The sequence below is a fragment of the Odoribacter sp. N15.MGS-14 genome (assembly GCF_000980245.1).
Classification (GTDB): Bacteria; Bacteroidota; Bacteroidia; order Bacteroidales; family Marinifilaceae; genus Odoribacter; species Odoribacter splanchnicus.
Genome location: NZ_LARE01000046.1, coordinates 1 through 25,023 on the forward strand (window position 1 = coordinate 1; position 25,023 = coordinate 25,023).

Here is a 25,023-nt window from a genome sequence, read left to right on the forward strand (position 1 = left end):
CGCGACGGTGTCGGCGATATCCATGGAGGAAAACTCCAGGAGGACTTCAACGAATATCAGCAGATTGTGGCAGATGCCAATACCGCAAGCCGCACCCTGCAGAAGAAAGTGGAAGAGGCGGCAGCCAAAAAGCATTTCAAGACTACCAAGGAGCTGCAGGACAAAGTCGACAAGGTACAAGAGAACGCTTTCGCGAAGATGAATGCTCTGATACGCAAGAATGCGGATAATGTGTTTGCAGCCTATCTGCAAACGGCAGGCTCGGAACGGATCATAGAGCTGAAACCCCTGAAGGAGATTTACGCGCTTCTTTCGGACAAGGCTAAAGAGACAGCTCCCGGAAAGATTCTGGCAGAACGCATCGCTGACCTCGAGAAGGTAAGTATCGCCGCCACCGCTCCCGACTTCACCCTGACCACTCCAGAAGGAAAACAAGTGTCGCTCTACAGCGTGAAAGGAAAACTGAAAATTATCGATTTCTGGGCTTCCTGGTGCGGACCGTGCCGCATGGAGAATCCCAACATGGTGAAACTCTACAATGACTTCAAGGACAAAGGGCTTGCTATTGTCAGCGTGTCGTTGGACGAACGTAAGGTACCCTGGGTGCAGGCTATCAAGAAGGACGGTATGCAGTGGACACATGTCTCTTCGCTGAAAGGATGGAAGTGCGAGGTGGTGAAACAATACAACATCGATGCCGTACCGTCGATTATTGTACTGGACGAAAACAACCGCATTTTAGCCAAGAACATCAGAGCCGAAAAATTGCGTGCTTTCGTTACAGAATACCTGAATTAATGCTTGTTTCCCTATCGGAAACAAAGTCTTGAAAAAGGGGCAATCCCAAACTGGACTGCCCCTTTTTACATACGTATCATTTAATTAGCAAACGCCTTTTCTACAAGCGTTTTTAAATGCCCGACACCACAGGGAGAGCACTACGTTGCCTTATACATTGATGTAAACGAATTTACCCAGAAAATTAGAAAGGCAGACTGAAATGTTAAGTATTCACTCTTTTTTGATTTTCAGAATTTTAATCATATTATATTCTCGAAATTATTAGTAATTTTGCTATTAATTCAGAAATTTATGACCGTAAACTTGGTGATGGTAAATTTTACAAGAATGAAATCAAATATGAAAAGATAAGGAAATGAAATTCTACAATAGAGAAAAAGAGTTAGCACTTTGTTTTATTGATTTATGAATTTTATGCGTATTCCGAACGAAGAACTCCTTCTACATTACTTGGCGCAAAAGGATAACCGGGCATTCCGTCATTTATATGGTGTTTATTTCGTAGCCTTGAAATCCATTGCTATCCGATATGTAAAAGACGATCAGATAGCCTGTGATCTGGTGCAGGATGTGTTTATTTCGTTATTGGAATCTACCCACCGTTTTATCAGTGGCGATGAGGTTAAATATTTCCTTTACAGTGCCTTGAAAAACAGGTGTGTCAGTTATTTTAGAAAGCAGCAGGTGCGCGACCGGTATCAGCGTGAATTGTTGGGTACGGCATCTGAAATGGGTAGTTTTTGGGAAAAAGTGTTAGAGGAAGATGTCTATGCCAATCTGATGGCAGCGATTGAACAGCTTCCGCCCCAGTGCCGTCTCGTAATGCAGCTTACATTGGAAGGATTGAAGATTTCGGAAATTGCCAGTCGTTTGCGGATTTCTGAAGATACGGTCAAGGAGCATAAAAAAAACGGCAAGCAAAAACTTGCCCGTATGGTTGAAAATCCTTTCCTGATATTTTTGATTTTTCCATGATATGAGTTGTTGTTTCTCCTGCTTTCCTTTTGGTTTGAAAGCAGGCTCGTCTGTAACTCTTCCGTAGCTCGTGGCTTTGTGGCTAGATGAGTACCAAAGGAAGAACGGATGAAAAACAGAGAAACGTGTGAGGTCAAAGGGAAAGTACTCCCCCCTTTTTGTCGGGTGGCGCGTATTATAGACATATGGTTGGTATTTTAATATCGTATATTATGAAAATTGTTTCGCTTTTGTTTTTATTATTCGTTTCTCTGACGCTGGGTGCACAGGATATAACGGGTAAGTGGTATGGTTATCCCGATTTGAAGAATATGCGCTTGCGTTTGGAGTATCATGTCGAAAAGGCCGGTGGTGGCTATCAGGTTACGTTGAAGATTCCAGATTTGTCGGAAAAGACCTATCGGGCGGATGCGGTAGAATTGGCGGATCATGTTTTGACGGTGAATATTGCGGATGCGCAGACTCGCAGTATTCTCAGGCTTCAGGCCGACGGTTCGCTGAAGGGAACTTTTTTGTGGGAAGGATATGATTTCGAGCTTCTTCTTACCCGCACGCCGGTGGTGTTCAAGCGTCCGCAGACTCCGAAAGAGCCTTTTTCTTATCATTCGGAAGAGGTGACTTTTCAGAATGCGGATGATGGAGTCACCTTGGCGGGAACATTGACTTGGCCAGCCAGTGGAGCCAGGTGCAAGGCCGTGGTGTTGATTTCCGGCAGTGGCGGTCAGGATCGCAATAACACTTTTTCAGAGCACAAAACTTTTTTCGTTCTGGCGGATTATCTGGCCCGTCACGGGATAGCCACCTTGCGTGTGGATGACCGTGGTGTCGGAAAGTCCGGCGGCAATTTGAAGGAAAGCGGTTTACCGGATGCAGATGCGGATGCTGTGGCTGCGGTTAATTACCTGAAACAACGTCCGGAAATCAATGCCGACAGTGTAGGAGTCATCGGGCATAGCGAAGGCGCTTTCGTGGCATTCAGTATGGCTGCCCGGAAAGAGGTGCCTTTTATCATCACTTTGGCGGGCGGAGGCGTAAGCGGCAGCAAACTGTTGTTGATGCAGCGGGCGGCATTATTGAAGGTTTCCGGTGTAAAAGAGGATTTTATTGAAAAATACAACAACTATATGCGTCAGGCGCAGGATATTGTTTTGCAATCGGGAGATGCTGCCACTTGTGAACGGAAGCTAACCGAACTTTTCAATGGTACTCCTTTGGCCGGTCAGGCAGCCGCAACGACGCAGCAGTTGTATAATGTAGCCAAGATCGAGTTGTTGAAATACAATCCCGAGTGGGATTTCCCGGAAATTACATGCCCGGTGTTGGCACTCAATGGAGACAAGGATTGTCAGGTGCCGGTGGAAAATCTGGAGTTTATCAGGAAAGGGATTTCAGAGAATGGTAACACTCAGGTGAAGACCATTGTTTTCCCAGGCTTGAACCACATGTTCCAGCCTGCCGTTACCGGTTCTCCCGTAGAGTATTCCGATATTGAAGAGACCATTGCTCCGGCAGTGCTGCAGGAGATTGTCAACTGGTTGAATCAACTGAAATAATATAAGTCGGGGGAATAGTTTGAATGGTGTTAAGTCATTCCGGTGCTTCGAAAAGAGTTGGAAAGCGTTGGAATGGCTTTTTTGTGAGTATTTCGCTATCTTTGTTGTTTCATCGAAGGGCGTATTATGAAGAAATATGGTGTTGACAGAGATAAAGAGAGCTGTAAACTGCTGCAAGCAATGCCGGAGGAAGGGTTTCGTCTGCTGTTCGGTGTGTATCATATGTAATTGTGTGTGTATGTCGTATAGTTGACCGAATAAATTGTACACATTTCGTTTTATAAATGTGCACGATTCATTTTGCAAATTATAGTTTTTATAGCAGTAAATTTAAGATTTATAATTCGCTACTACAAAAATAAGTCGCCCTTTACTCACTTAGGGGAGAGAATGAGCAGTTTGTAAAGATAAGCCAGTATTCGTTGACTATACGGTGAAAAATACTAAAATAGGCAGTTATATACATATTTGTGCTTATAAATACCTGTTTTTATTCTGCAATTCGAACTTTAAGATAAAATTTTCAACAGAAAATCCGAAGGATTTTATCGCAACAGAATTTTCGGTTCTCTAAGTAATGATGAAGGAATTCTAAACAATAAATGTCTGCATCTTAAATAGTTCCAGCGGTTTCAATAGTTAAAAAGGTCCCCTAAAGGTTGATTTTAACTACTGTAACCGTTGTAACTAAAAAAACGTTTAGGCTTGACGTCTGTCTATCTGTAATCTTTTTAATATGTCGGATAATTCCCGTAAAACATTCGCATAAAATATCCTCCGAAGATAATTCCCAGGATGATCCAAACCAGAATAAGTATTAATGCAGCCTTTGCCCAATTGGCTTTTGTAGGATTAGTACCGTTACTGAAAGCCCAGACAAACAGCATGATAATATTAACGATCGGGATCATTGTCAAAATCAGTGAGATAATCCAGTTTCCGATAGATATCGGTGAATAAATTGCGGCAGGTTTGTATTCTTCTTGCATACGATTAAAATTTATTGATTCGTTTCAATGGTTTTAACGTTAGAACCCGGTTTAGGGTTAGGTGACTTTTCGGAATTTAATAAAGTCTGTGGTCTCTTTTTAACGAACCTTCGGTTCCGGCCGGCCGTATCAGCGACTGTTGAAAAAGCACCCGCAGGGTTCAAGGACTTTATAAAACATTTAATTCTGGATTTTAGTTGTTTAGAAATTTTCGGTTTGCTGAGATTTACTCCGTTCTTGTTGAGAGGATTTGCAGTTCCTGTTAAAAAACTTTAGTCGTTGATTCGAATTGAAGGCTAAGCAACGAAACCGTTTCCTTTTTCTGGGTAGAGAAATCGAATTTAAAATTCGGTCTCTATATAAATGAATTTATTTTATCTTTGTAAACCATTTATTGGCTAGTGAATAAAGATCTCCATAAATACAGTGACGCAGAGTTGTTGAGCTTTTATCGCCGTACTCGGAAACCGGACTATTTAATCGGGTTGTACGAGCGTTATATGCCTTTGGTATACGGCGTGGCTTTGAAGTATCTGAAGAATGTACCGGATGCTCAGGATGCTGTGATGCAGATTTGGGAAGAGCTGTTCGAAAAAGTATTGCATCACGATATACAGGTATTTAAAGCCTGGTTGTATAGTTGTGTGCGCAATTATTGCTTAATGGAATTGCGACGGCGGAGTGGAAATAATTTTGTCGGATTAGACGAAAAATTTATGGAATTTTGCGATGACTTTAATCTTGAATACAGCAGAGAGACCGATCGGCAGGAGAAAGCATTACAGGAGTGTATGGAAGCTTTGCCTGAGAAACAACGGCTTTGCATTCGTTATTTTTTTATGGATGAACTGTCTTATAAAGAAATCGGGCAAACTTCGGGTTTTACTTTGAAGATGGTCAAAAGCTTTATACAGAATGGAAAACGTAATTTGCAATTGTGTCTCGAACGAAAAGGAATAAAGGCCAATGAGTAGACAAAGCGACATATGGGAATATCTTCAGGGAGAAAGAACCGGAAAGCGAGCTAACCGGTTCGAACGGGAGATGTTGTCCGATCCTTTTTTGTATGAAGCTGTCGAAGGATTGACTACTGTGAAGGCGGATCATGAGAAAATCGTACAGCAGTTGCAAAAACGAATGAAGAAAAGGGAAGGGAATAAGACTGTGCGTTTATATCGCTGGGTGGCAGCGGCTTCTTTGCTGTTGCTGGCGGGACTTGCGGTTATCTTGATGAACAAGAGTGCCCTTCGGCAACAAGAAGTTGTCGTGGCAGAAATGGATAAAAGTGAACCGATTATTCGTCCGGATAGTTTACAATTGATGGCGGCACAGCTGGATGAACGAGGTGTGACCGATACTGTAACTCTGCCTGTACGGAAGATTATCGGGAAAATAGCTGAGAAAAAACAAGTATTTTACCGACAAGTGCAAGCTGTTGAGGATATGGATTCGGAATCCGATGAATCCGGAAGTGCGGATGTATTGTCGGAGCCTGTAGCAATGGCCGTCACAAACGAAGCGGCTAGGCAAGCGTTTGACTCTTGTGTTCTGAAACCGGCCGATCTTCGGCGGAAACAGCCGATAACCGGATATGCAGTGACTTTGCCTAAGGCAGATACCCAAAAGAAAGATAAAAAGAAAAAAAACGATGCCGATGCCGTAGGAACGAAATCTGTATACTTGGATAGCCTTATGTTGGAAAAAAATACCCGTAAAGAGCGTCGGACAAGGATTGTCCATACGAAGAGCAGAGGAGCAGGTGAGAGGAAATTCAGACAAGAAGTTGTCATAGATCATGCCGGATGGATGAAAAAATTCAACCGTTATGTCGCGGATTCTTTGCGTTATCCCGAAGATGCCCGTTTGGAAAAACTGCAAGGCGAGATACAATTGACCGTGCGCTTGAATCGAAAAGGTTTACCTGCCCGGATCAAACTCATTCAACGTTTATCGCCCTCATGCAACCGTGAGGCAATTCGTTTGGTAGAAGAATATCCCGGTAAATGGGAAAATACAGAAAAGGAAATTTTATTGACAATCCCGTTCAAACTTCCTGTTACAGAGTAAGTCTAATCCAACATTAAGTTCATATAGGGCCTTGCTTCCCGGAATAATCGGTTTAAAGGAGCCGGTAAGATATCAGGATGATATCCCAATAAGGCTTGGGTGAGGACCGGAATATCCGTTTCACTGTCGATCGGTCCGGAAATTTGGTCTGTGTGTATACAATTCCCGCTGGCAATGGTGTATATTCCGTTATTGGACGGTACTTGAGGATCGTTCAGCTTGAGCGTGAAAGCGACTTCCGGATGAAGCCGGGCAAAATATTGCAACATTTGTGGGGCATGTGTCAGACGGGCCATACCCAGACTGATGTTACCTGAAACTGCAGGGAGAGTTTTGTAAACTAAGGTCTTGTCAGGCCAAAAGGCATGAATGTTCTGTAGGAGTTCTGCCTTCTCCTGTTCGGTGTCGAATAACAATTCTTTGACACAAACCCTGTCCTTTTCAGGTACAGCCAAGGCCCAACCGGTCGGTACATTTTGGCGGTAAGTAGCCCAGAGTTGTCCTTCCGACAGGTAAGCTTCTTCGACAATGGTAATATAATCGTTATAAGGATGTTGGATACAATAATTCCTTTTACTCATCTCCTGGTCGAAATAGGGAAATAAATTCCGGGCAAAGTTTGCGTCGAAACGATCGGAAGTAGTGAGTGAAAGAGTATTGGGTATAGTTTGATTAGCAGGGGTATAAGTGTGAAGGGCATAATCGAAGACGGTAACATATCCTTGGCCTGCATAATAACCGAATAACCAATCTTCAGCCGGAATCAGGGTGCTGAAGGCAATCCCGCGGTCGTACATCTCCTGCAAAGCATTTTGGAGGAGCAGGGTCATAAAGCCCCGGTTGCGGACATCGGGTAGGGTACATGCTCCCGAGATATAAGATGTATCAACCGTGACATTTTCCCAACGCATGGGATAAGGAAGCATTTGCAGGGCTGACAGGGCTTTCCCGTTTTCTTCGTAAATCAGTGAGTTGGCGTCGCTATACTTTCGTTCGAAGTAAAACCGAATGAATTCGTCCGTGTCTTCAAAACACCGGCGCCATAATTCCATAACTTGCTGTTTTTTATTCATCTCTCCGGATTTAGTGTTTTCAAATGGCCTGTCTTTTGATGGCTTTTGTCTTTTCGAGTAATAATACAGGATGATAAGAGAGTTTTGCCTGGCGGAGACCGGGAATACCCAGATCTTCTTCACGGTTCAGGTAAATGTATTGTTCCGGTAGATGTGATGCAAATTCCTGGTTGATCGCACTGTAAATACCGTCGATATTGATATCTGCTTTTTCATAATGCACCCCGAAGGTGTTGTGGCTGATAGGGGCTCCGAAAGTGAAAGCTGCAATCTTGCCGTCGACACTGATCACAGCGCCTGTCAAATCCAGTTCTTCGAAATGATGTAAGGCATAAGTCAAAGCACGCCGTTCGTTCCGGATGTTTTCGTTTTCGATATAGCCGTGTTTCATACACCATTCCGATTCGAACTGTAAGCATACCGGAATAAGGTCCGGGGTTAGCGGCTCATAGTTGTATCGGTACTCTTTCCTGAATTTATTGACATGATTCCGTTTGGGCTGATAATGCTTGCCTTTTAATTCGGCCAGATCCTGACGACGGTAAATATAATCGAAATAATCCCGGTTGCTCGTATATTCGAATAAAGTGGGGAAGTATTGCTCCAATTTATCTTGTATCTTCGGTTGTACTCCCCGTAAACACAAGGGTTCGTTTTCAGAGAGGGCACACGCCTCCAAAGCTTCAATAACCGGAATCGGACTTCCTTCTCCCAAAGGCATGAAATATTCATGGTTGCCTTCAGAAGTGACGAAACGAATCACTAAATGATCCTCGATAAGGGCATAACTGGATTCCGTCATGAAATGCCAACTGCATAAATTAGCAAAGGAAAAGTCACAGTCTTGTTCGTCCGAAGGAAGTATAAACGAGGTAAGTAATTCTTTATCAGTTGTTGCGATCGGTTTAAAATCAATCATATATTATTCTGTTTTATGATGCGAAAATATTTTATTTTTAGTAGAAATAACTCCTAATCTGTATATTTTTATATGCAAACGAATTCAAGTATAAAAATGTTTTAAAATTTCAGGAAGGATTGACGGGGAAAATGGGTAAAACGATAGCAATGGATAGAGTTTTACAAACTAATTACACTTCAAACCTATTTTTCCGAGTTTTGTCAAATGGTTTTGCAACAAGGGTAGGAAAGTCTGCGTTTAATTAAGGAAGATACTTTGAAATTATTGGTTTTGTGATAATACAGAAAACTATGGAAGCAAAAAAACAACTCAAACATTTGATTATTTATTGTAATCCGAACCCTAAATCTTTGAGTGCAGCTTATAAAGAGGCGGTGATGGAGTTGACAGAAATGTCCGGAAATGCAATGAATGTCCGGGATTTGTATAATATCGGTTTTCATCCGGTTTTAGAGCAATCCGATTTCGATGCGGTAAAACACGGTCAAATTCCGGAAGAAGTGAAAGTAGAACAGGATTATATCCAGTGGGCTGATTTATTGACTTTTATATATCCGATTTGGTGGACCGGTATGCCTGCTCTGATGAAAGGATATATCGACCGGGTATTTACCAAAGGATTTGCTTATAATATGGATGAGGAAGGGCAGTTACAGGGGCTCCTGGCAGGTAAAAAGGTCGTTATCCTCAATAACATGGGATTTCCTTATGATTATTATGACAAGATTGGAATGTTGCAATCGATGAAACAAACTTCCGATCAGGGAATTTTTGAATTTTGTGGAATAGAAGTTGCAGAACATCGCTTTTTCGGACACTTAGACGGTTCTTCGAAAAGCGAACGGGAAGCTCATGTTAATGTGTTGAAGCTGATTTATGATAAGTTGCTGAGTTAATAGAGTTGCTGAGTTAATAGAGTTGCTGAGTTAATAGAGTTGCTGAGTTAATAGAGTTACTGAGTTAATAGAGTTGCTGAGTTAATAGAGTTGCTGAGTTAGAGAGTTAAAGGGGAACAAAAGTTACAGAGGATGATTACTACTAAATAATTGTAGATCATAACATTAGAAGCTCAACAACTTATCAATTCAACAACTTATCAACTCAATAACTCAATAACTCAATCAACTCAATAACTCAATAACTCAATAACTCAATCAACTCAGCAACTCAGTAACTCAATTAACTCAGTAACTCTATTACCCCAGCAACTCTATTCCTGTTCCACGATTTGTCCGGTGTAGGAGATTGGGCTGCGTTTGAGGCTGTTGATGAAGAGGTAACAAGTGCCGTCGTGTCTGATATCTATGCTGAGTTTATAAGTATCGTTTTTTCCGACGACGCTGAATTGATAGAAAATACTCTGGCGTCTTCCTTTTCCGCGTGTTTGTCGGGTCAAATCCTGCATCGTATTACTGAAAATGATTCCTCTGTTTCCGGTTTGGGGGATAGAATAGCCGCTTCCGAAATACGGTAGATATCCGGCAGCGATGCTGTCGCGGATAATTACGAATGCACTGTCTTGAGCGATCCGAATATTTTGGTCACTGTAGGGAGTGGTTGGTTGTAGATAAAAAGTGTGATGAGTTGTTGCAATCGTATATTGCATTTTGAACCGATTGCTGTCGACTTTTTCTTTTATAATGCCGAAATTGGTGATTCGTTGGTTGTTTTGGGCTGTCGGGGAGAGAAAGATACCCCAGAAGAGCAAACCGGTGAAAAAGAATTTTACCATACCATAAAGATTTATTTCTCAGTTGTACGGTAATTCCGATATCGGGTTGCACTGTCCGGGGAACGATTTTTACGACTTTCCTGTTTCGTCTTTAACCGGACTGACGGTCCCGGAATAGGAAATTTGTGCCCGATTGTTGCTGTTCAGGTTTACCGAGCAATTCCCACCTCCTGAAATTTCCATGGAAATCTGGTATGTATCGTTTTTGGCGGTGATAGAAAAACGGTAAATCAGGATTTTTCTTTTCTTTTTGTGTTCGATTTTCAGGGATTGGTCCTTCATCACCCCGTCGAATTCAATGCCTCCGCCTTCACCGTAGGGAAGGGAATAAGCCCGGCCGAAAAAGGGAAGGGTACCTTTAGCGACCGAGTCGGTAATAACGAACTTACCTCTGGGATTGAAACGGCTGAGATCTTGGCCACCCTGGGGATATACCCGGTTGAGTTCGAATTGGAAATGATTGCTTTCAATCAATTGCCGGGTCTGCTGAAATTCTTGTTCCAGTTGCGCTGCTTTTTCTGCCTTGGTGGGTTTCTGTGCGGAAACAGAGAGGGACAGAATAGAGAATAATAACGAAATAAAAATAAGTTTTTTCATGGTCTTATTATTTAGTTGTTTGATAGTTAGAAAACAAAAACTATACCAAACGAATCATGTATTTCCATCTTCCGGCCGATCTCCTGTCCCTTACCGGGTAGGTTAAGGTTGTCCGGCAGTGACGATATACATCTCTTCAGGGTTCCAATATTTGTCGGCCAATTCCAGTATCGCTTCGGGGGTGCATTGTCTGATTTTTTCAATGATCCCGATATAAAAGCTATTGTCCAAACCGTAATTCAGTTTATGTTTTAAGGAATCGCTTTGAGCGAATACCCCGTCTAATTCACGGAGTAAATCGCCGTATAAATAATTTTTCACCAGATTCAGTTCTTCGGCAGGCACTGTTTCTGTCCGGAGTTTGTGTATTTCTTTAAAGATTTCCTCGATCGTTGCTTCTGTATATTCGTTATTGACTTCGGTGGTGATACTCCAATAACTTCTTTGGGGCAGAGAGACATTGAAAGAGCCGATCCCGTAAGTATATCCTTTTTCTTCCCGGATATTCGACATCAGGCGTGATCCGAAATAACCACCCAAAATTGTGTTCAAAAGCATATAACCGGCATAATCGTCGTCTGTCAGCCGTACACTGGATTTACCGATGCGGATGCTGGATTGGACACAGTTTTCTTTGGATACATGATAACGGCCTGGTTGAGCTGCATGAAACGGTAGTTTTTTTGAAATATTCCCGGGGGACGGAATGGGAAGATTTCCGAATAAACGGGTTACCGTATTTAACAGTCCTTCGTTTACATGACCACAAATAAAAATCCGGAATTGTCCGGCTTGATAATACCGGTGATAAAAATCGCGGATGAGGGAAACGGTGATTCGTTGATAATCACTTTCCTCGATCCGGTTGGCATAGGGATGATCTTCCCCGAAGATCAGGGCGGAAAATTTTTGTTTGGCCAGATAGCTGGTTTTTTCCAGGTTGACCAAGTATTCCTGGCGTTTATTCGTCAGGTATATCTCGAGTTCTTTGTCTGGAATATTACTTTCTGTAATGATTTCTGCCAGCATGGTCAATGTTTCTGTGGCATATTTATTCAGGGAAAGCAGGCTTACTTCGGTTTTATTCAGGCCACAACTGAAATCCACATAGGCTCCGTAATAGTCGAACTGGTCGGCGATTGCTTCTGCTGAATGGTGCAATGTGCCTTCGTTCAGCATATTGACTGTAGTCGAGGCAACCAGGGGTTGGGATTGATAATAGATTCCGGCCTCGAAGACAACGTCGATTTTAAAAACTTCCTGTAATGGATCGTTCAGGTAAAAGATTTCTGTTCCGTTGGCCAATATCAGGCATTGGTAGGGCAGGAGACTCGGAGTGGATAGCGGAGTTATTCTTGGGGCTATATTTCGGTTGGGCATCATAGGCTTGGTTTTAGATTATCTTTTTCTGTCGTGAAAACAGTTATTTTTTCAGATACCAAAGGGTAGAACAATTTTCTTTTCGGAATAGTTCTCTGGCAGTAGTTTTGATTTTGTCGACCGTAATATCGTTATAACGTTTACCTTCTGTATTGATCAGGTCGACGTCTCCTAGAAACTCGAAAAAGGCTAGATTGCTGGCTTTACTTTGATAGCTGATTTCACTATAAGAGATGCGGGCTTCGGTTTTATGGATGATTTTTTCCACCTCCCGAACGGTAATTTCATCCTTTATAAAATGCTCGATTTCCTGGTCTATTGCCGCTTCTGCCTGACGGATGTCGATACCTTCGGATAGTTTACCACTGAAAATGAATAATCCCGGATCCCGGTCGCCCGAGACATAGGCGTCTATACCGGAAAATAAACGTTGGTTTTTGATCAGGTTGACGTAGAGACGTGAAGATTGCCCGTTGGATAAAATGTCGGAGATGATATCACAGGCATAAAAATCGTCGCTATCCCGTCCACCCATGTGAAATACCTTATAAATAGCGTCTGCCGGCACATTGTTATCCGGGACGATCGAACGGCGTTCCTCTGTTTGCCGGGGTTCGGCAGGGATGTGACTAACCGGTCCGTGGGTTGGTGGAATGTCGCCGAACCATTTTTTTACCAACTCTAAAGCCTTGTCTTCTGCGATATTACCGCAGATGCTGATGATTGCGTTGTCGGGTGCATAGAATTGCCGGAAAAAAGCCCCGACATCTTCCAGGGTTGCCCTTTCTATATGTTCCGGCGATACTCCGATCGTAGCCCATCGATAAGGGTGCACTTTGTAAGCCAGGGGACGCAGCTTCAGCCATAGGTCTCCGTAAGGATTATTCAGATAGCGTTGTTTGAATTCTTCGATAACGACATGTTTTTGTATATCCAGGGAAGATGGCGAAAGGTTCAAACCTGCCATACGGTCGGATTCCAGCCAAAGAGCTGTCTCGATATTCGAGGCAGGTATGGTGATGTAATAGTTGGTCAGGTCATTGGTCGTGTAGGCATTGCTTTCTCCTCCGGCCAGCTGCACATGTTTGTCATAGTCTTCGATATGAGTGGAACCGCCGAACATCAGGTGTTCGAATAAATGGGCGAAACCGGTTTTGTCCGCTTGTTCATTGCGTGAACCGACCTTATAAAGTACGTTTACCGAGACGAAAGGGGTACTTTTGTCGGTATGGCAAATAACTGTCAGGCCATTATCGAGAATATGACGGGAAAATTGGATCATAGTATATCATTATTTTTATTTTGCCGGAAGTCAGAAGGAGACTGAATTGCTGCATCGGTTTATACTTTGGTTATAATCCCGGAGCAAGTCCTGCATGATCTCGGCTACACTTTCTTCGCCCTTGAGCATCGAAGCGATTTGTCCTATTTCGAGTTCGCCTTCTGCCAGATTGCCTTCGAAGATCCCTTGTTTAGCTCTTCCTTTGCCCAGCAGCTCTTTCAGGGTATCGGAGTCTGCTCCTTGGTCTTCCAGTGTTTTGACTTGTTCGTAAAATTCATTTTTAATCAATCGGGTTGGGGCTATTTTTTTCAGGGCCAGCATCGTCCCTCCTTCAGGAGTTTTCCACACCTGCTGTTTGAAATTCGGATGAGCGGACGATTCGGTAGCTACGGCGAACCGGCTTCCGATCTGTACCCCTTCGGCTCCCAATATCATGGCGGCCAGCATTGCTTTACCGGAAGCGATACCCCCTGCAGCGATCAGCGGAAGGCGGCAATGAGCAGCGACGTTCGGGATCAGAGTCAGCGTACTGGTTTCTTCCCGTCCGTTATGTCCTCCTGCTTCGAAGCCTTCGGCAACTATGGCATCACATCCGGCTTCTTCACATTTTTGAGCGAATAAGGCGCTGCTGACGACGTGAACGACCGTCATACCGTGAGATTTCAAAAAAGAAGTCCATTTTTTAGGGCTACCGGCAGAAGTGAACACGATCTTTACCTGTTCGTCCGCTAATATTCCCATGAGTTTATCGATTTCCGGATAAAGTAACGGCACATTTACCCCCCATGGGCGGTCAGTGGCCTCTTTCATCTTGCGGATATGCTCCGTTAACGTATCGCAATGCATCGAGCCGGCGCCTAATAAACCGAGACCTCCGTTATTACTTACGGCCGAAGCCAGCCGCCAGCCACTGCACCATACCATTCCTCCCTGGATGATGGGATATTCGATACCGAATAATTGAGTGATTCTATTCATCATTTACTTGTTTTGCAACTATTCAACAAATTTACAAAAAATAACGGGAACTACATCGTAATTCCCGTTATCTGATTTATCATTTCTTATTTCTAATCTTTCTTGATATTGGGTAATTCCAAACCATATCCTTTTTTCTTGTCCTCTGCTTTTAACCACAAACCCAGGAACAGTGCGAATACGCCGAGGCTGGCGAAAATCAGCATCGGAACGGTGTAGTTATATTGCAACGGATCTTCGATACCGGGGTTTACTGCTGCCAATACTTTCCCGATGATCATCGGGAAAGCGAATAAACCGATATTCTGAATCCAGAATATCACGGCATAAGCAGAACCCAATAGACGGTTGTCTACCAATTTGGGAACACTGGGCCATAACGCAGCCGGTACCAGAGAGAAAGAAATTCCTAACAGCACGATAGAGGTGAAAGCGACGATCGGCCCGGCAATACTGCCTTTTAAAGCCGGTAAGGCCAGGGCAAAAGCCAGATGACAGATAATCATCAGAAAAGCTCCGTAGATTAACATCGAAGCACCTTTCCCTTTACGATCCAGGAAGTTACCTAATAGCGGTGTAATGGCTGCCGCTCCTAAGGGAAATACAGAAAAGATCATACCTGCTTTTTCGGCTGTAAAATCCAGATTACATTGCAACATATTGATGGCATATTTCTGGAATGGGAAAATCGCGGAATAATATAACACGCACAGTAAGGCGACGATCCAGAATACTTTACTGGAAAAAATCAATCCCAGGTCCTTGATTTGGAAGGGTTCTTCCGGTTCTTCTCCACTTTCTCCCATTTGTTTTTCCAGTTTTTTGTCCATGACAAAATAGACACAGAAAGCAATAAAACCGATGAGCAATAGGATGACACAGAATAAAACAGAGCGGGACACATCTTTTACACCTCCCATATTGGCGATTGCCGGAGAGATCAGTACGGCTGCTGCAACACCGATACGGGCGATAGCCATTTCCAGTCCCATCGCCAAAGCCATTTCTTTACCTTTAAACCATTTGACGATACCTTTCGATACGGTTATACCTGCCATTTCTACCCCACAACCGAAGATCATAAAGCCTAAAGCAGCCATTTTAGCCGAAGAAGGCATGCCTTCATAGAAAGGGAAGAAATTCCAGAAATTTTTGAGATATTCATCGGTAGCCCCTCCGGTGAAACCCTCGGATACGGCCCAGTATTTGAGGTAAGCACCGATTACCATCAGGGCGCCGGATAGTAAGGCGGTGTTACGTACTCCGATTTTATCCAGGATAATACCGGCAAAGATCAGGAAGAAAACAAATACATTCAAAAAGGTTTCACTTCCCTGATAGGTCCCGTAGGCTGCCGGGTCCCAGCCTTTTGTTTCTTGCAACATGGCCTGTAGAGGTGATAAGATGTCTACGAACATGTAGGCAAAGAACATCGCCGAGGCTAATAATACCAAGGCTGTCCAGCGCATAGCAGGAGAGTCTTTCAAAAGTTTGTAAATTTTTTCAGTCATAGTTTTTTATTTAGATTAAAATATAATCCCCACGATGCCGCCAAAGTTATAAGAAATAAATAAAAAAGAGCCGTTTTTAACGACTCTTTTTGGCTTGCAAACGATATAAATTTGATATTTTCCGGTAAATAGCGCTGCCGGGTTGATATAATTTACATTGTTTTGTTAAATTCTTAATAATTATTTTTTTTCGGTTCGAAATAAGCCTGAGGATGTTCGCATGCCGGGCATTTCATCGGAGCTTTCTTGCCTTTCAATACGTATCCGCAATTACGGCATTGCCATTCGATCTCTTCATCCCGTTCGAAAACTTTACCGGTTTCTACCCGTTCCAGTAGTTTGCGGTAGCGAGCTTCGTGTTCGGCTTCGACCTTTGCAATCTGACGGAAAGTATTGGCGATTTGCGGGAAACCTTCTTCCTGTGCTATTTGAGCAAATTCCGGGTACAGATCTGCCCATTCTTCATTCTCTCCATCGGCGGCTGCTTTCAGATTTTCAGCTGTCGTACTGATTATACCGGCCGGATAACTGGCGGTAATTTCTACCATTCCTCCCTCGAGGTATTTGAAGAATTTCTTCGCGTGCTCTTTTTCCTGCTCGGCAGTTTCCATGAAAACACCGGCGATTTGTTCATAACCTTCTTTTTTAGCTACACTGGCAAAAAAAGTATAACGGCTCCGGGCCTGTGACTCTCCGGCAAATGATTTTAACAGATTTTGTTCGGTTTTCGTTCCTTTAATACTCATAGTCTTATTGATTAAAATGATTTAGTATCGCACTTTTACACTGCAATTTTAACGCATATAAAAGTAATAAACAAATACTTTATTTTTATAAATTTATAGAGATTATTTATAAAAAATAGTTGGATGCAAAGAATCAGGCAGATAAATTTTTTCTTTAAAACTATCGTTTTTAATCGAAAGCTTATATCTTTACCTAAAATTCAGCAACTCGAAACCACTATGTTAGCAAGAGATTTGATAGCCACAGTTATAAAGACTTTCTTCGAGGAATTGGACGATGTCCGGGACGGTAAGCGCCAGATGAACGACGAGTCGCCTTATGCCGGAATGTATGCTTCTTATTTCAACAAAGACCGGGATTGGTTTATCCAGGCCGATACCGAAGAGATCACGACTTTTTTTGCAGACGATCCGATCTATAAATTGGAAATGTTGACCGAATTGATTTACCGGGATGCCCGGAGGCTGACAGATGCCGGGATTCAGGCGATCCTCTATCGGAAGATCATCGAATTATACGAGGTCATCGATATCCGTAGTCAGGAATTTTCTATGGACCGGATGAACCGGACCACTGAATTGAAGCAATGGCTGACGACTTATGAGGATAAAAGTTAGTTGGATTGTCAGAAACATGTTTGTCGGTTTGTGCGTATTTGTTATAAGTAAATACAAATGACATGGGATTGACAACGTATGATGATGAGTTTTTGTTGGCTGCGATCGTTATTATTTCAATGGCTTTGATCTTTTATTCCGTAGGGGTATGGAGTGAACGTATACAGGGGCGTTTGAAAGGGTGGCACGTGACTGCTTTTGGATTAGGTTTGGTGTGTGATTTTGTCGGTACTGCTTTTATGGCAGAGCTGGTACGGCTTACCGGTCAGGACAACCGTTTACATGCTGTTTTAGGTAGTATTGCCGTGTTTCTAATGGCGATTCATGCGTTGTGGGCTTTCTGGACATTTCGGAAAGGTTCCGCCCGGGCGAAACGCAATTTCAGCCGTTTCAGTGTCATTGTTTGGTGGGTATGGCTGATTCCTTATTTTATCGGGGTTTATCTGGGAATGACGGCGAAGATATAAAAATGATCAGCGGTCCTTCAAACTTGATTAGGAAGAAAGAACGCTGATCAACCGGAATGTCGTATGCTACTTATTTGGCAGCTACGACTTCGATTTCAACCAAAGCTCCCATAGGCAGATCTTTTACGGCAAAAGCAGCACGAGCCGGGCAATCCTGGGTGAAATATTTTGCGTAGACTTCGTTCATGGCTTTGAAATTAGCGATGTCGCTTAGCAAACAGGTAGTTTTTACTACATTATCATAAGTACAACCGGCAGCTTCGAGAATATAACCGATGTTTTTTAAAGATTGTTCGGTTTGTTCCTGGATACCGCCTTCGGCGAATTTACCGGTATTTACGTCTACGGGCAGCTGACCGCTGATATAGATCATTCCGTTTACTTCAATAGCTTGGCTGTAAGGACCGATCGCTTTCGGTGCTTTCGGTGAATTAATAACTTTTTTCATGATGCTCTATTTTAAGAATTTGACTTTTATAAATGTTGTCACAAAATTAAAAAATGAAATCAGATATTCGGAATCGTTATAAGAAGAATGCGCTATTTTAACAATAAAATAAGATTCACGCTCAGCACTACTTCCATTCAGAAAGTTGGTCTTCTATTTCCGGGATATCGCTGGCTTTGAATACCGGGCTTTTGATACCCCGGCGTTTTTGATCGTTGTAGTTTTTTAGGGCTTTTAAAGCTAAATGACCAAGAAAGATGAGGGCGATCAGGTTGATCAGGGTCATGAGGGCCATAAATAGGTCTGCCAGATTCCAGACGATGTCCAAACCGGCTACCGAACCGAAAAACACCATTCCTCCGACGGCTATCCGGTAGATTTGCAGACCGGCCGGATGCCGTGATATAAAGAACAAATTGGTTTCACAGTAGGAATAATTGCCGACAATCGAACTGAAGGCGAATAAAAGAATACAGAAAGCGATAAACTGAGCTCCGAAGGGACCGATTTCATGGCCGACGGCGGCCTGGGTCAGTTGAATGCCTTTCAAGGTTCCATCGAGAGGAAGGTCCGAAAGTAAGATGATAAAAGCGGTGCAACTACAAATGACAATGGTGTCGGTGAATACACTCAGGGCTTGTATCAGCCCCTGTTTTACCGGATGGGAAACGGTTGCTGTGGCTGCAGCATTGGGAGCGGAACCCATCCCCGCTTCGTTGGAAAATAAGCCTCGCCTTACTCCTTGCATGATCGTTGCCCCGAGTCCTCCACCGACAACTTGCTCTATTCCGAAAGCATTAGAGAAAATATGGCCGATCAGGGCCGGGATAGCGGTCATATGATTGAATAAAATGAATAAGGCCACTAAAATATAGGCAATCGCCATAAACGGAACGATGATACCCGCTACCCGTGCTATCCGGTGTATCCCTCCGAAAATAGTGATTAGCGTGAAAAAGGTCAGGATGATGGCCGGACCTAATTGGCCGGTTCCGTATATCTCGTGAAAAGCGATTGCGATGGTATTGGCTTGGACGGAATTGAAGACCAAGCCGAAAGTGATGATAATAATGAAGGCGAAAAGCAGGGCCAGGCCTTTCTTTTTTAGTCCTTTTCCGATATAGAAGGCGGGGCCTCCGATGAATGAGCGTTCACCTTTTTCTTTATAAATTTGAGCTAAAGTCGACTCGACGAAAGCCGAGGCAGAACCGATCAGGGCCAGTACCCACATCCAGAAAACAGCCCCGGAACCTCCTAAAGCAACGGCAGTCGCTACTCCGGCTAAATTACCCGTTCCTACCCGGGAGGCGGTCGCTATACAGAAAGCCTGGAACGAAGAAACGGAATTTTTACCTTTGCCGTTACTGACTCCCTGGCCTAATAACCTGAACATTTCTCCGAAATAGCGGAATTGTACAAAACGGCTTTTAAACGTAAAATATAAACCGATCAGAATCAGAAGGATAATTAATAGGTATGTCCAAATCCAATCGTTCGCAGAAATAATCCAGTTATTCAATGTTTCTAACATAGCTCTTTAGTTTTGACCTCTTTCTTTCTGGTGTTTCTACGGAATGATTGAAAAAATGTCTTGTTATTTTATATTTTAAACGATTCGATATAGTTTGTTGAAGAATAAATTTTTAGCAATGTTTTTGAAAAATAATGATTTAGGAGTTGTTTGATTTTCAGTAATTACTAATGATCGAGATTCTCTTTTCAGTATTTTATGCTCGGAAAACGAGTATGAATCACAAAATAATTTGCTAGATGCCGATAGTCAAAGATTTTATCATTTATTTTTTTATTCTTTTTATGAAAATATATACTTTTACAAATCATCTGATGGTATGATTAATAAAGCAGGTGTATGATTATACAAAAAAATCTTTGGCGGACATTTATCGTTCTGTTTCGATCCATTTGTTTTCGGAATTCAAGCGTATTTATGACAGTACGGATTGTTTCATAAATTCATAAGCCTCGCATGAAAAACTATTGAAACATATTATTGCCGGTGATTTGAAGAATGCCCGGAAAATAGCGATAATAATCGGGGAAGAACCATAGGATACAAACGATAGTAAAGAACAGTATATTTAACGATATGTTAAAAAACTGGTAAGTCGGAGGTAGACCGTGCAGGATTAGGTATGAAAGAAAAATATTACGATAAAAAGAATAATATGGAAATTATAAAAATTACACGCTATCAGTCCCCTGTGGGCGAGATGTTTGTCGGTTCTTACGATGACAAGCTCTGTATTTGCGATTGGGCGGTAGAGAAACGTCGTCATACAATAGACCGACGCATACAACGACATCTGAATGCAGTGTATGAAGAGGGAACTTCCGATGTTATCGAACGGGCGATGGGAGAACTTGATGAATATTTTGCAGGACATCGTAAAACGTTCGACATTCCGCTCGTCTTTACTGGGTCGGAATTTCAATGTACCGTATGGGAAGAACTGATGAAAATACCCTATGGTACAACTATTTCTTACAGCGAACTTGCTCGTCGTATCCATCATCCGAAGGCGGTACGTGCTGTCGCATCGGCAAATGCTACTAATCCTATTTCAATATTCGTACCTTGCCATCGGGTGATCGGTAGTAACCGTAAATTGACAGGCTATGGGGGTGGTCTTGATGCTAAAAAAGGATTGTTGGAGTTGGAATGTTCTTAAACGACGGGAGATCTTTCGATTTTTTACGGGAATCTGCAAAAGAATAGGTGTTTATATACATGTTTACCCTAAATGTAGATTTATTTTTTCTTTCTATTCCGCTTCCGGGTTTTATATCGTCAGACCGGTTCGCCTGGAACAGTCCGGTAAGGCTTCCGTTGATTTCATCGGTTCTTCTCTTGCTCGGAAAAACAAAATCTTTTGTTTTTCCGAGCAAGAGAAGAACTCACTGGCCGGCGGAACTCCTCACTTCGCAAAAAAACTTTACGTTACGTTTCCGTCAGACACCACCGGTCAGTGAAAGAAAAAGACAGACTACCGACAGAAGTGATCGGGTCGCCAATTCCGATTACCGCAGACGAACTAGTAACGGAATAGACCTACCTCTATAAGTGTAAATATATATAATTGCCTTTCTATATATACAAGATGTAATCGTTTTGAATACTTGTCCAGAGGATTCTTGTAACGATATGGAGTATTGTCTGAAGAGACGCTTAGAAGAATTTTTCGAAATAATCCGTCGTAAATTGTAGGATTACTTGAATTAAATTTTTTTCTTTGTCACCAGATAAAGGTTCGATTAATTTAGTCGAAAGTTTATAAAGTTCATATATTTTATAAAGTCCTTGGACCCTGCGGGCACTTGGCCAATTGACAAGGAATAATTGACAACCGACAAGGATGAACCACTGCCTTAATTTTATTCTATTGAATTATAAATCAATGGATATACGTTTAATTTTTCTTTTTGCTTTTCTTTATTAATCTATTTTTTCGTGGAAGTGAAGCTTCCAATAATTGTCAATAATCAATTGTCATCTGTCAATTATTCTTTTTGTGGATTCCCGCAAAAAGAATCGAACGTTTTTCTGGAATCCATGGAGGTAAATGAACATACAGAGGTTTTGATAAAGGCAATTGTCAGGGGAGATAAGAAAGCGTTTGGACAATTGTTCCGGATGTGGTATGTGCGTTTGTGTCTTTATGCCGAATCTATTGTCAGGGATCGGGATATGGCGGAGGACCTTGTACAGAATTTATTTTGTATGCTGTGGGAAAAAAGGGAAGAGATCGATATCCGGGAATCGATGAAGGCTTATTTGTATCGCTCTGTCTATCACGCTGCTCTCAATTCGTTAAAACATGAAAAAGTAAAATTGGCTTTCTGGGAATTTATTCAAAAACAGGGTTCTAAAGATGAAAACAACATAGAGTATTTTATAGATAAAGAAAATCAGGAAATCGTGTTTAAAGAAATAAATCGGGCAATCGATGGTTTGCCTTTCCAATGTCGTCAAATATTTCTTCTCAGCCGGTTCTCCGGTAAAAAAAGCCAGGAAATCGCGGTTGAATTAGGAATCTCTGTACGTACGGTGGAAGCTCAGCTTTACCGGGCTATGAAACGTCTGCGGGAAGAATTAGCCCATTTGAGAGGTAGCGCAATATTTTGGTTGTTCCTTCTTAGAGGAGAAAGGGTTTAGACCAGGGGATAAAGTTCGTAAACTTATCGTAGAATTATTCTGTCGTTACTTATTCGTCTTCGGTGTTCGTGTTCGGAGACCCGGTCGCTTCTGTCGGTCGTCTGGCTCTTTCTTTCACTGACCGGCGGAACTCGCTTCGCTCAGACACCACCGGTCGGGCGTTCAGAAAAAGCAAGATGACACTCGCCAAAGCTCCAATGGTCCCCGAACACGAACACCTCCGACTGACGTTATCACTGAATTGCAGACTAGTCTTGATTTGAGAAAGATCATTCTTCCTGGAAATAATCCGGATAGTCCGGCTTTCTATTGCTGCAAATTTCCACTTGTATTTTCTTTGTCGGTTAGCTCTGCCGTGAGATGAAGGGGGTAAGCCTGACCGTTGTCACTGTTTTAACTGAAAAAGTCATATTTTTTCAAAAATCTGTAAGTAGTTTTAAAAATAGAGTTGTCTTAGATACAAATTTCAGTATTTATGGACAATTTTAAAGATAACGAAACCGATATACAACACTTGATCATCAGTTCTCTGGAAGGTACAGCTTCTGAAGAGGAGTTGTTGGTCCTGCAAAAATGGCTGGAAGAATCAGAGCAGCATTTTCTTCTATTTCATGCATACAGACAAGATTGGATACAAGCCGGATGTGTACAGCGTTACCAGACCGAGGAGGCTTGGAAGAAAGTAGAACGTCGTTTGTTTCACCGAATGCCGGTCAAACACTTGTTTTTATGGACCCGGATAGCCGGATATGCTGCTTTGGTGGTATTGATGATTGCTGTCGGTTATGTTTTTATGCGTCGTGATCAGGACAAAAATCGGGCGTATGTTGTGGAAGGAAATATCGAGCCCGGAGGGAAAAAAGCCATTCTGGTGTTGGGCTCCGATGAAAAAGTGGTGTTGGGAGATGAAGCGGAAGAGACCTTGTTGGCTGGAAATACGACAGTGAAAAAAGAAGGGAATACACTAGTATATGATAGACAAAAAAATGGAGAGGGGGAAGAAGAGTACAATCGGCTGATTACCCCCCGGGGAGGAGAATATGCTGTAGTACTGGCAGACGGTACCAAGGTGTGGGTGAATGCGGAGTCGGAATTGAGGTATCCGGTGCAATTTTCCGGGACAGAACGAAAAGTGTACTTGAAGGGAGAAGCTTATTTTGCGGTAACCAAACAGGTAACCAAACCCTTTATCGTATGTTTGGATCAGGCAGAAATTACCGTATTGGGAACAGAATTCAATGTTCGGAATTATGAAAATGAAGCTATCGCGACTACTTTGGTGAAAGGATCGGTGTCGGTAACGGACAACTCGAATATTTCCGAATGTCGGTTACGACCGGGACAACAAGCGGTGTTGGAAAAAGGCGGGATTACTGTCCGGGAAGTGGAACCGATTCATTTTGTGGCTTGGAAGGATGGTTTCTTTGTATATCAGGATAAAAAATTGGATGACATACTAAACGAGTTGGCCCGTTGGTATGACTTCACTTTTTCTTACCGGAATAATGAGTTGAAAGACCTGGTGTTGACAGCTAAATTGAAGAAGTTCGATCGTGTCGACCGGATATTCAGGATCTTGACAGAAACTGGAAAATTGGGTTTTACTACACAAGGGAAGGAGGTCATTGTATATGAAAAATAAAAACAGGAGGAGCATCCATTGGTTGTGAGCTGTTCCTCCTGATAATAATTGATAGATCAATTACTAATTTAAACAACAAATGTATGAAAAAAAGTCTTAAGGGTAGGTCTTATCCGAGAGAGAAAGCAAAAAAAGTTTTGCGTATGATGAAAATCTCGGTTGTCTTAATGTTGTTTTGCCTGCAGATACAGGCGAATGTTTATTCCCAGCACACTCGTTTGAGTTTGAAACTGGAAAATGCCAGTATCAAACAACTGTTTACAGAGATCGAGAAAAAATCGGATGTGGCTTTTGTTTATAATGCCGGTGACGTGGATCATCTGGGAACGGTGAATGTGAATTTTACGAATGAAGAGATCGGAAAGATTCTGGATTTTTGTCTGAAAGGGAAAGGGGTGGAATATAGTTTTGTGGATAATCATATTGTCATTCACAAAAAAACGGTACAGCTACCCCAACAGACAGTACGGGTTGTCTCTGGTAAGATTTTGGATAAGAATACAGGAGAACCTTTACCCGGAGCTACAGTAAAAATCAAGGGGACGACAGTGGGAACTGCTGCCGATATCGACGGTAAATTTAAGTTGAGTGTAACCGACGGTACCTCCCTGTTGGAAGTGTCGTTTATCGGATATAAAAATGTAGAGATCGATGTGAGCAAACGGACGGAAATGGTGGTTATGCTGGAACCATTGATCGCGGAGATGAGCGAAGTCATTGTCACCGGTTTTCAAAGACGCGAAAAGGCGGTCATGGTCGGATCGGTGAGTACCGCTACTGCACGCGATCTCGAAACAGCTGGAGTGACTACCGTAGATAAAGCGTTGGCAGGAAAATTGGCCGGTGTTTATATCCGGAGTACCTCGGGACGTCCCGGCGAGACAGGTAAAATTCAAATCCGGGGGATCAATACGATGACCGGAAGTACCGAGCCTCTTTATGTATTGGACGGAATGCCTTTACAGACAGGTGAGGTTTCCGGTGGTATCAACAACTTACTGACTAACGGTATCGGGAATATTCCCCCTGAAAATATTAAAAGTATCTCCATCCTGAAAGATGCTACCG

Annotated in this window: 24 protein-coding genes; 12 read left to right on the forward strand and 12 right to left on the reverse strand. The window is 42.6% G+C overall.

Going from position 1 to position 25,023, the window contains the following annotated elements:
- From WS34_RS10160 to WS34_RS10170, 3 genes are all read left to right on the forward strand, one after another.
- On the forward strand, window positions 1-798 hold a 798-nt coding region (locus tag WS34_RS10160), incomplete at its 5' end, for a TlpA family protein disulfide reductase (protein ID WP_286693710.1).
- A 408-nt stretch (window positions 799-1,206) separates the two neighbouring features.
- A complete protein-coding gene (locus tag WS34_RS10165; RefSeq protein ID WP_022159734.1) occupies window positions 1,207-1,776 on the forward strand; it encodes an RNA polymerase sigma factor in 570 nt (189 codons plus the stop codon).
- Window positions 1,777-1,988: 212 nt separating this feature from the next.
- Window positions 1,989-3,329 carry an alpha/beta hydrolase family protein gene (locus WS34_RS10170; protein ID WP_286693711.1) on the forward strand — a complete coding sequence of 447 codons (1,341 nt, stop codon included), beginning with the start codon at window positions 1,989-1,991 and terminating at the stop codon, window positions 3,327-3,329.
- A 731-nt stretch (window positions 3,330-4,060) separates the two neighbouring features.
- Here WS34_RS10170 and WS34_RS10175 read toward each other — a convergent pair.
- Complete coding sequence (locus WS34_RS10175) at window positions 4,061-4,318, reverse strand: hypothetical protein (protein WP_013611971.1); 258 nt, start codon at window positions 4,316-4,318, stop codon at window positions 4,061-4,063.
- 401 nt (window positions 4,319-4,719) lie between these two features.
- Between WS34_RS10175 and WS34_RS10185 the strand changes: the two genes are divergently transcribed.
- Window positions 4,720-5,292 (forward strand): RNA polymerase sigma factor, encoded by a 573-nt coding sequence (locus WS34_RS10185; RefSeq protein WP_013611969.1) that lies wholly within the window; start codon window positions 4,720-4,722, stop codon window positions 5,290-5,292.
- Window positions 5,285-6,385 carry an energy transducer TonB gene (locus WS34_RS10190; RefSeq protein WP_046404630.1) on the forward strand — a complete coding sequence of 367 codons (1,101 nt, stop codon included), beginning with the start codon at window positions 5,285-5,287 and terminating at the stop codon, window positions 6,383-6,385. The genes WS34_RS10185 and WS34_RS10190 overlap by 8 nt, the downstream gene beginning before the upstream one ends.
- Window positions 6,386-6,387: 2 nt before the next feature.
- Here the strand turns inward: WS34_RS10190 and WS34_RS10195 are convergent, their stop codons facing one another.
- Window positions 6,388-7,458 (reverse strand): GNAT family N-acetyltransferase, encoded by a 1,071-nt coding sequence (locus WS34_RS10195; protein ID WP_046404632.1) that lies wholly within the window; start codon window positions 7,456-7,458, stop codon window positions 6,388-6,390.
- Between the two features lie 19 nt (window positions 7,459-7,477).
- Window positions 7,478-8,377, reverse strand: a complete 900-nt coding sequence (locus tag WS34_RS10200) for a DUF2156 domain-containing protein (RefSeq protein WP_013611966.1) — start codon at window positions 8,375-8,377, stop codon at window positions 7,478-7,480.
- A gap of 293 nt (window positions 8,378-8,670) precedes the next feature.
- Here WS34_RS10200 and WS34_RS10205 point away from each other — a divergent pair, with 293 nt between their 5' ends.
- Complete coding sequence (locus WS34_RS10205; RefSeq protein ID WP_022159727.1) at window positions 8,671-9,276, forward strand: NAD(P)H-dependent oxidoreductase; 606 nt, start codon at window positions 8,671-8,673, stop codon at window positions 9,274-9,276.
- 314 nt (window positions 9,277-9,590) lie between these two features.
- On the opposite strand, the gene WS34_RS10210 is transcribed toward WS34_RS10205, so the two are convergent.
- The 7 genes from WS34_RS10210 to rbr form a co-directional block, all read right to left on the reverse strand.
- The gene (locus WS34_RS10210; protein ID WP_046404634.1) at window positions 9,591-10,112 is read right to left on the reverse strand and encodes a DUF4251 domain-containing protein; all 522 of its coding nucleotides are present in this window, start codon (window positions 10,110-10,112) and stop codon (window positions 9,591-9,593) included.
- A 69-nt stretch (window positions 10,113-10,181) separates the two neighbouring features.
- Window positions 10,182-10,709: a DUF4251 domain-containing protein gene (locus tag WS34_RS10215; RefSeq protein ID WP_022159525.1), complete on the reverse strand. Its 528-nt coding sequence runs from the start codon at window positions 10,707-10,709 to the stop codon at window positions 10,182-10,184.
- Between the two features lie 102 nt (window positions 10,710-10,811).
- Window positions 10,812-12,092, reverse strand: a complete 1,281-nt coding sequence (locus WS34_RS10220) for a M16 family metallopeptidase (RefSeq protein WP_013611962.1) — start codon at window positions 12,090-12,092, stop codon at window positions 10,812-10,814.
- Between the two features lie 40 nt (window positions 12,093-12,132).
- The gene (locus tag WS34_RS10225) at window positions 12,133-13,371 is read right to left on the reverse strand and encodes a M16 family metallopeptidase (protein ID WP_046404637.1); all 1,239 of its coding nucleotides are present in this window, start codon (window positions 13,369-13,371) and stop codon (window positions 12,133-12,135) included.
- 30 nt (window positions 13,372-13,401) lie between these two features.
- A complete protein-coding gene (locus WS34_RS10230; RefSeq protein WP_046403378.1) occupies window positions 13,402-14,349 on the reverse strand; it encodes an NAD(P)H-dependent flavin oxidoreductase in 948 nt (315 codons plus the stop codon).
- Window positions 14,350-14,441: 92 nt separating this feature from the next.
- Window positions 14,442-15,860 (reverse strand): MFS transporter, encoded by a 1,419-nt coding sequence (locus WS34_RS10235; protein WP_022159528.1) that lies wholly within the window; start codon window positions 15,858-15,860, stop codon window positions 14,442-14,444.
- A 173-nt stretch (window positions 15,861-16,033) separates the two neighbouring features.
- Entirely contained in the window at window positions 16,034-16,606 is a 573-nt protein-coding gene (gene rbr / locus WS34_RS10240; RefSeq protein ID WP_013611958.1) for a rubrerythrin, read from the reverse strand.
- Window positions 16,607-16,825: 219 nt separating this feature from the next.
- On the opposite strand from rbr, the gene WS34_RS10245 reads away from it, so the two are divergent.
- Both WS34_RS10245 and WS34_RS10250 read left to right on the forward strand, forming a co-directional pair.
- Window positions 16,826-17,224, forward strand: a complete 399-nt coding sequence (locus tag WS34_RS10245; protein WP_046403339.1) for a hypothetical protein — start codon at window positions 16,826-16,828, stop codon at window positions 17,222-17,224.
- A 62-nt stretch (window positions 17,225-17,286) separates the two neighbouring features.
- The gene (locus tag WS34_RS10250) at window positions 17,287-17,691 is read left to right on the forward strand and encodes an HsmA family protein (RefSeq protein ID WP_013611956.1); all 405 of its coding nucleotides are present in this window, start codon (window positions 17,287-17,289) and stop codon (window positions 17,689-17,691) included.
- A gap of 70 nt (window positions 17,692-17,761) precedes the next feature.
- Here WS34_RS10250 and WS34_RS10255 read toward each other — a convergent pair whose 3' ends face one another.
- Together WS34_RS10255 and WS34_RS10260 are read right to left on the reverse strand one after the other, a co-directional pair.
- Complete coding sequence (locus WS34_RS10255; RefSeq protein WP_013611955.1) at window positions 17,762-18,139, reverse strand: RidA family protein; 378 nt, start codon at window positions 18,137-18,139, stop codon at window positions 17,762-17,764.
- Between the two features lie 127 nt (window positions 18,140-18,266).
- Window positions 18,267-19,670, reverse strand: a complete 1,404-nt coding sequence (locus tag WS34_RS10260) for an alanine/glycine:cation symporter family protein (protein ID WP_046403342.1) — start codon at window positions 19,668-19,670, stop codon at window positions 18,267-18,269.
- A 655-nt stretch (window positions 19,671-20,325) separates the two neighbouring features.
- Between WS34_RS10260 and WS34_RS10265 the strand changes: the two genes are divergently transcribed.
- The 4 genes from WS34_RS10265 to WS34_RS10280 form a co-directional block, all read left to right on the forward strand.
- The gene (locus tag WS34_RS10265; protein WP_046404649.1) at window positions 20,326-20,829 is read left to right on the forward strand and encodes a methylated-DNA--[protein]-cysteine S-methyltransferase; all 504 of its coding nucleotides are present in this window, start codon (window positions 20,326-20,328) and stop codon (window positions 20,827-20,829) included.
- 779 nt (window positions 20,830-21,608) lie between these two features.
- Entirely contained in the window at window positions 21,609-22,313 is a 705-nt protein-coding gene (locus WS34_RS10270) for an RNA polymerase sigma-70 factor (RefSeq protein WP_286693712.1), read from the forward strand.
- Window positions 22,314-22,788: 475 nt separating this feature from the next.
- The gene (locus WS34_RS10275; protein ID WP_046404641.1) at window positions 22,789-23,955 is read left to right on the forward strand and encodes a FecR family protein; all 1,167 of its coding nucleotides are present in this window, start codon (window positions 22,789-22,791) and stop codon (window positions 23,953-23,955) included.
- Between the two features lie 143 nt (window positions 23,956-24,098).
- The coding region (locus WS34_RS10280) for an STN domain-containing protein (protein WP_286693713.1) at window positions 24,099-25,023 on the forward strand (925 nt) is incomplete at its 3' end.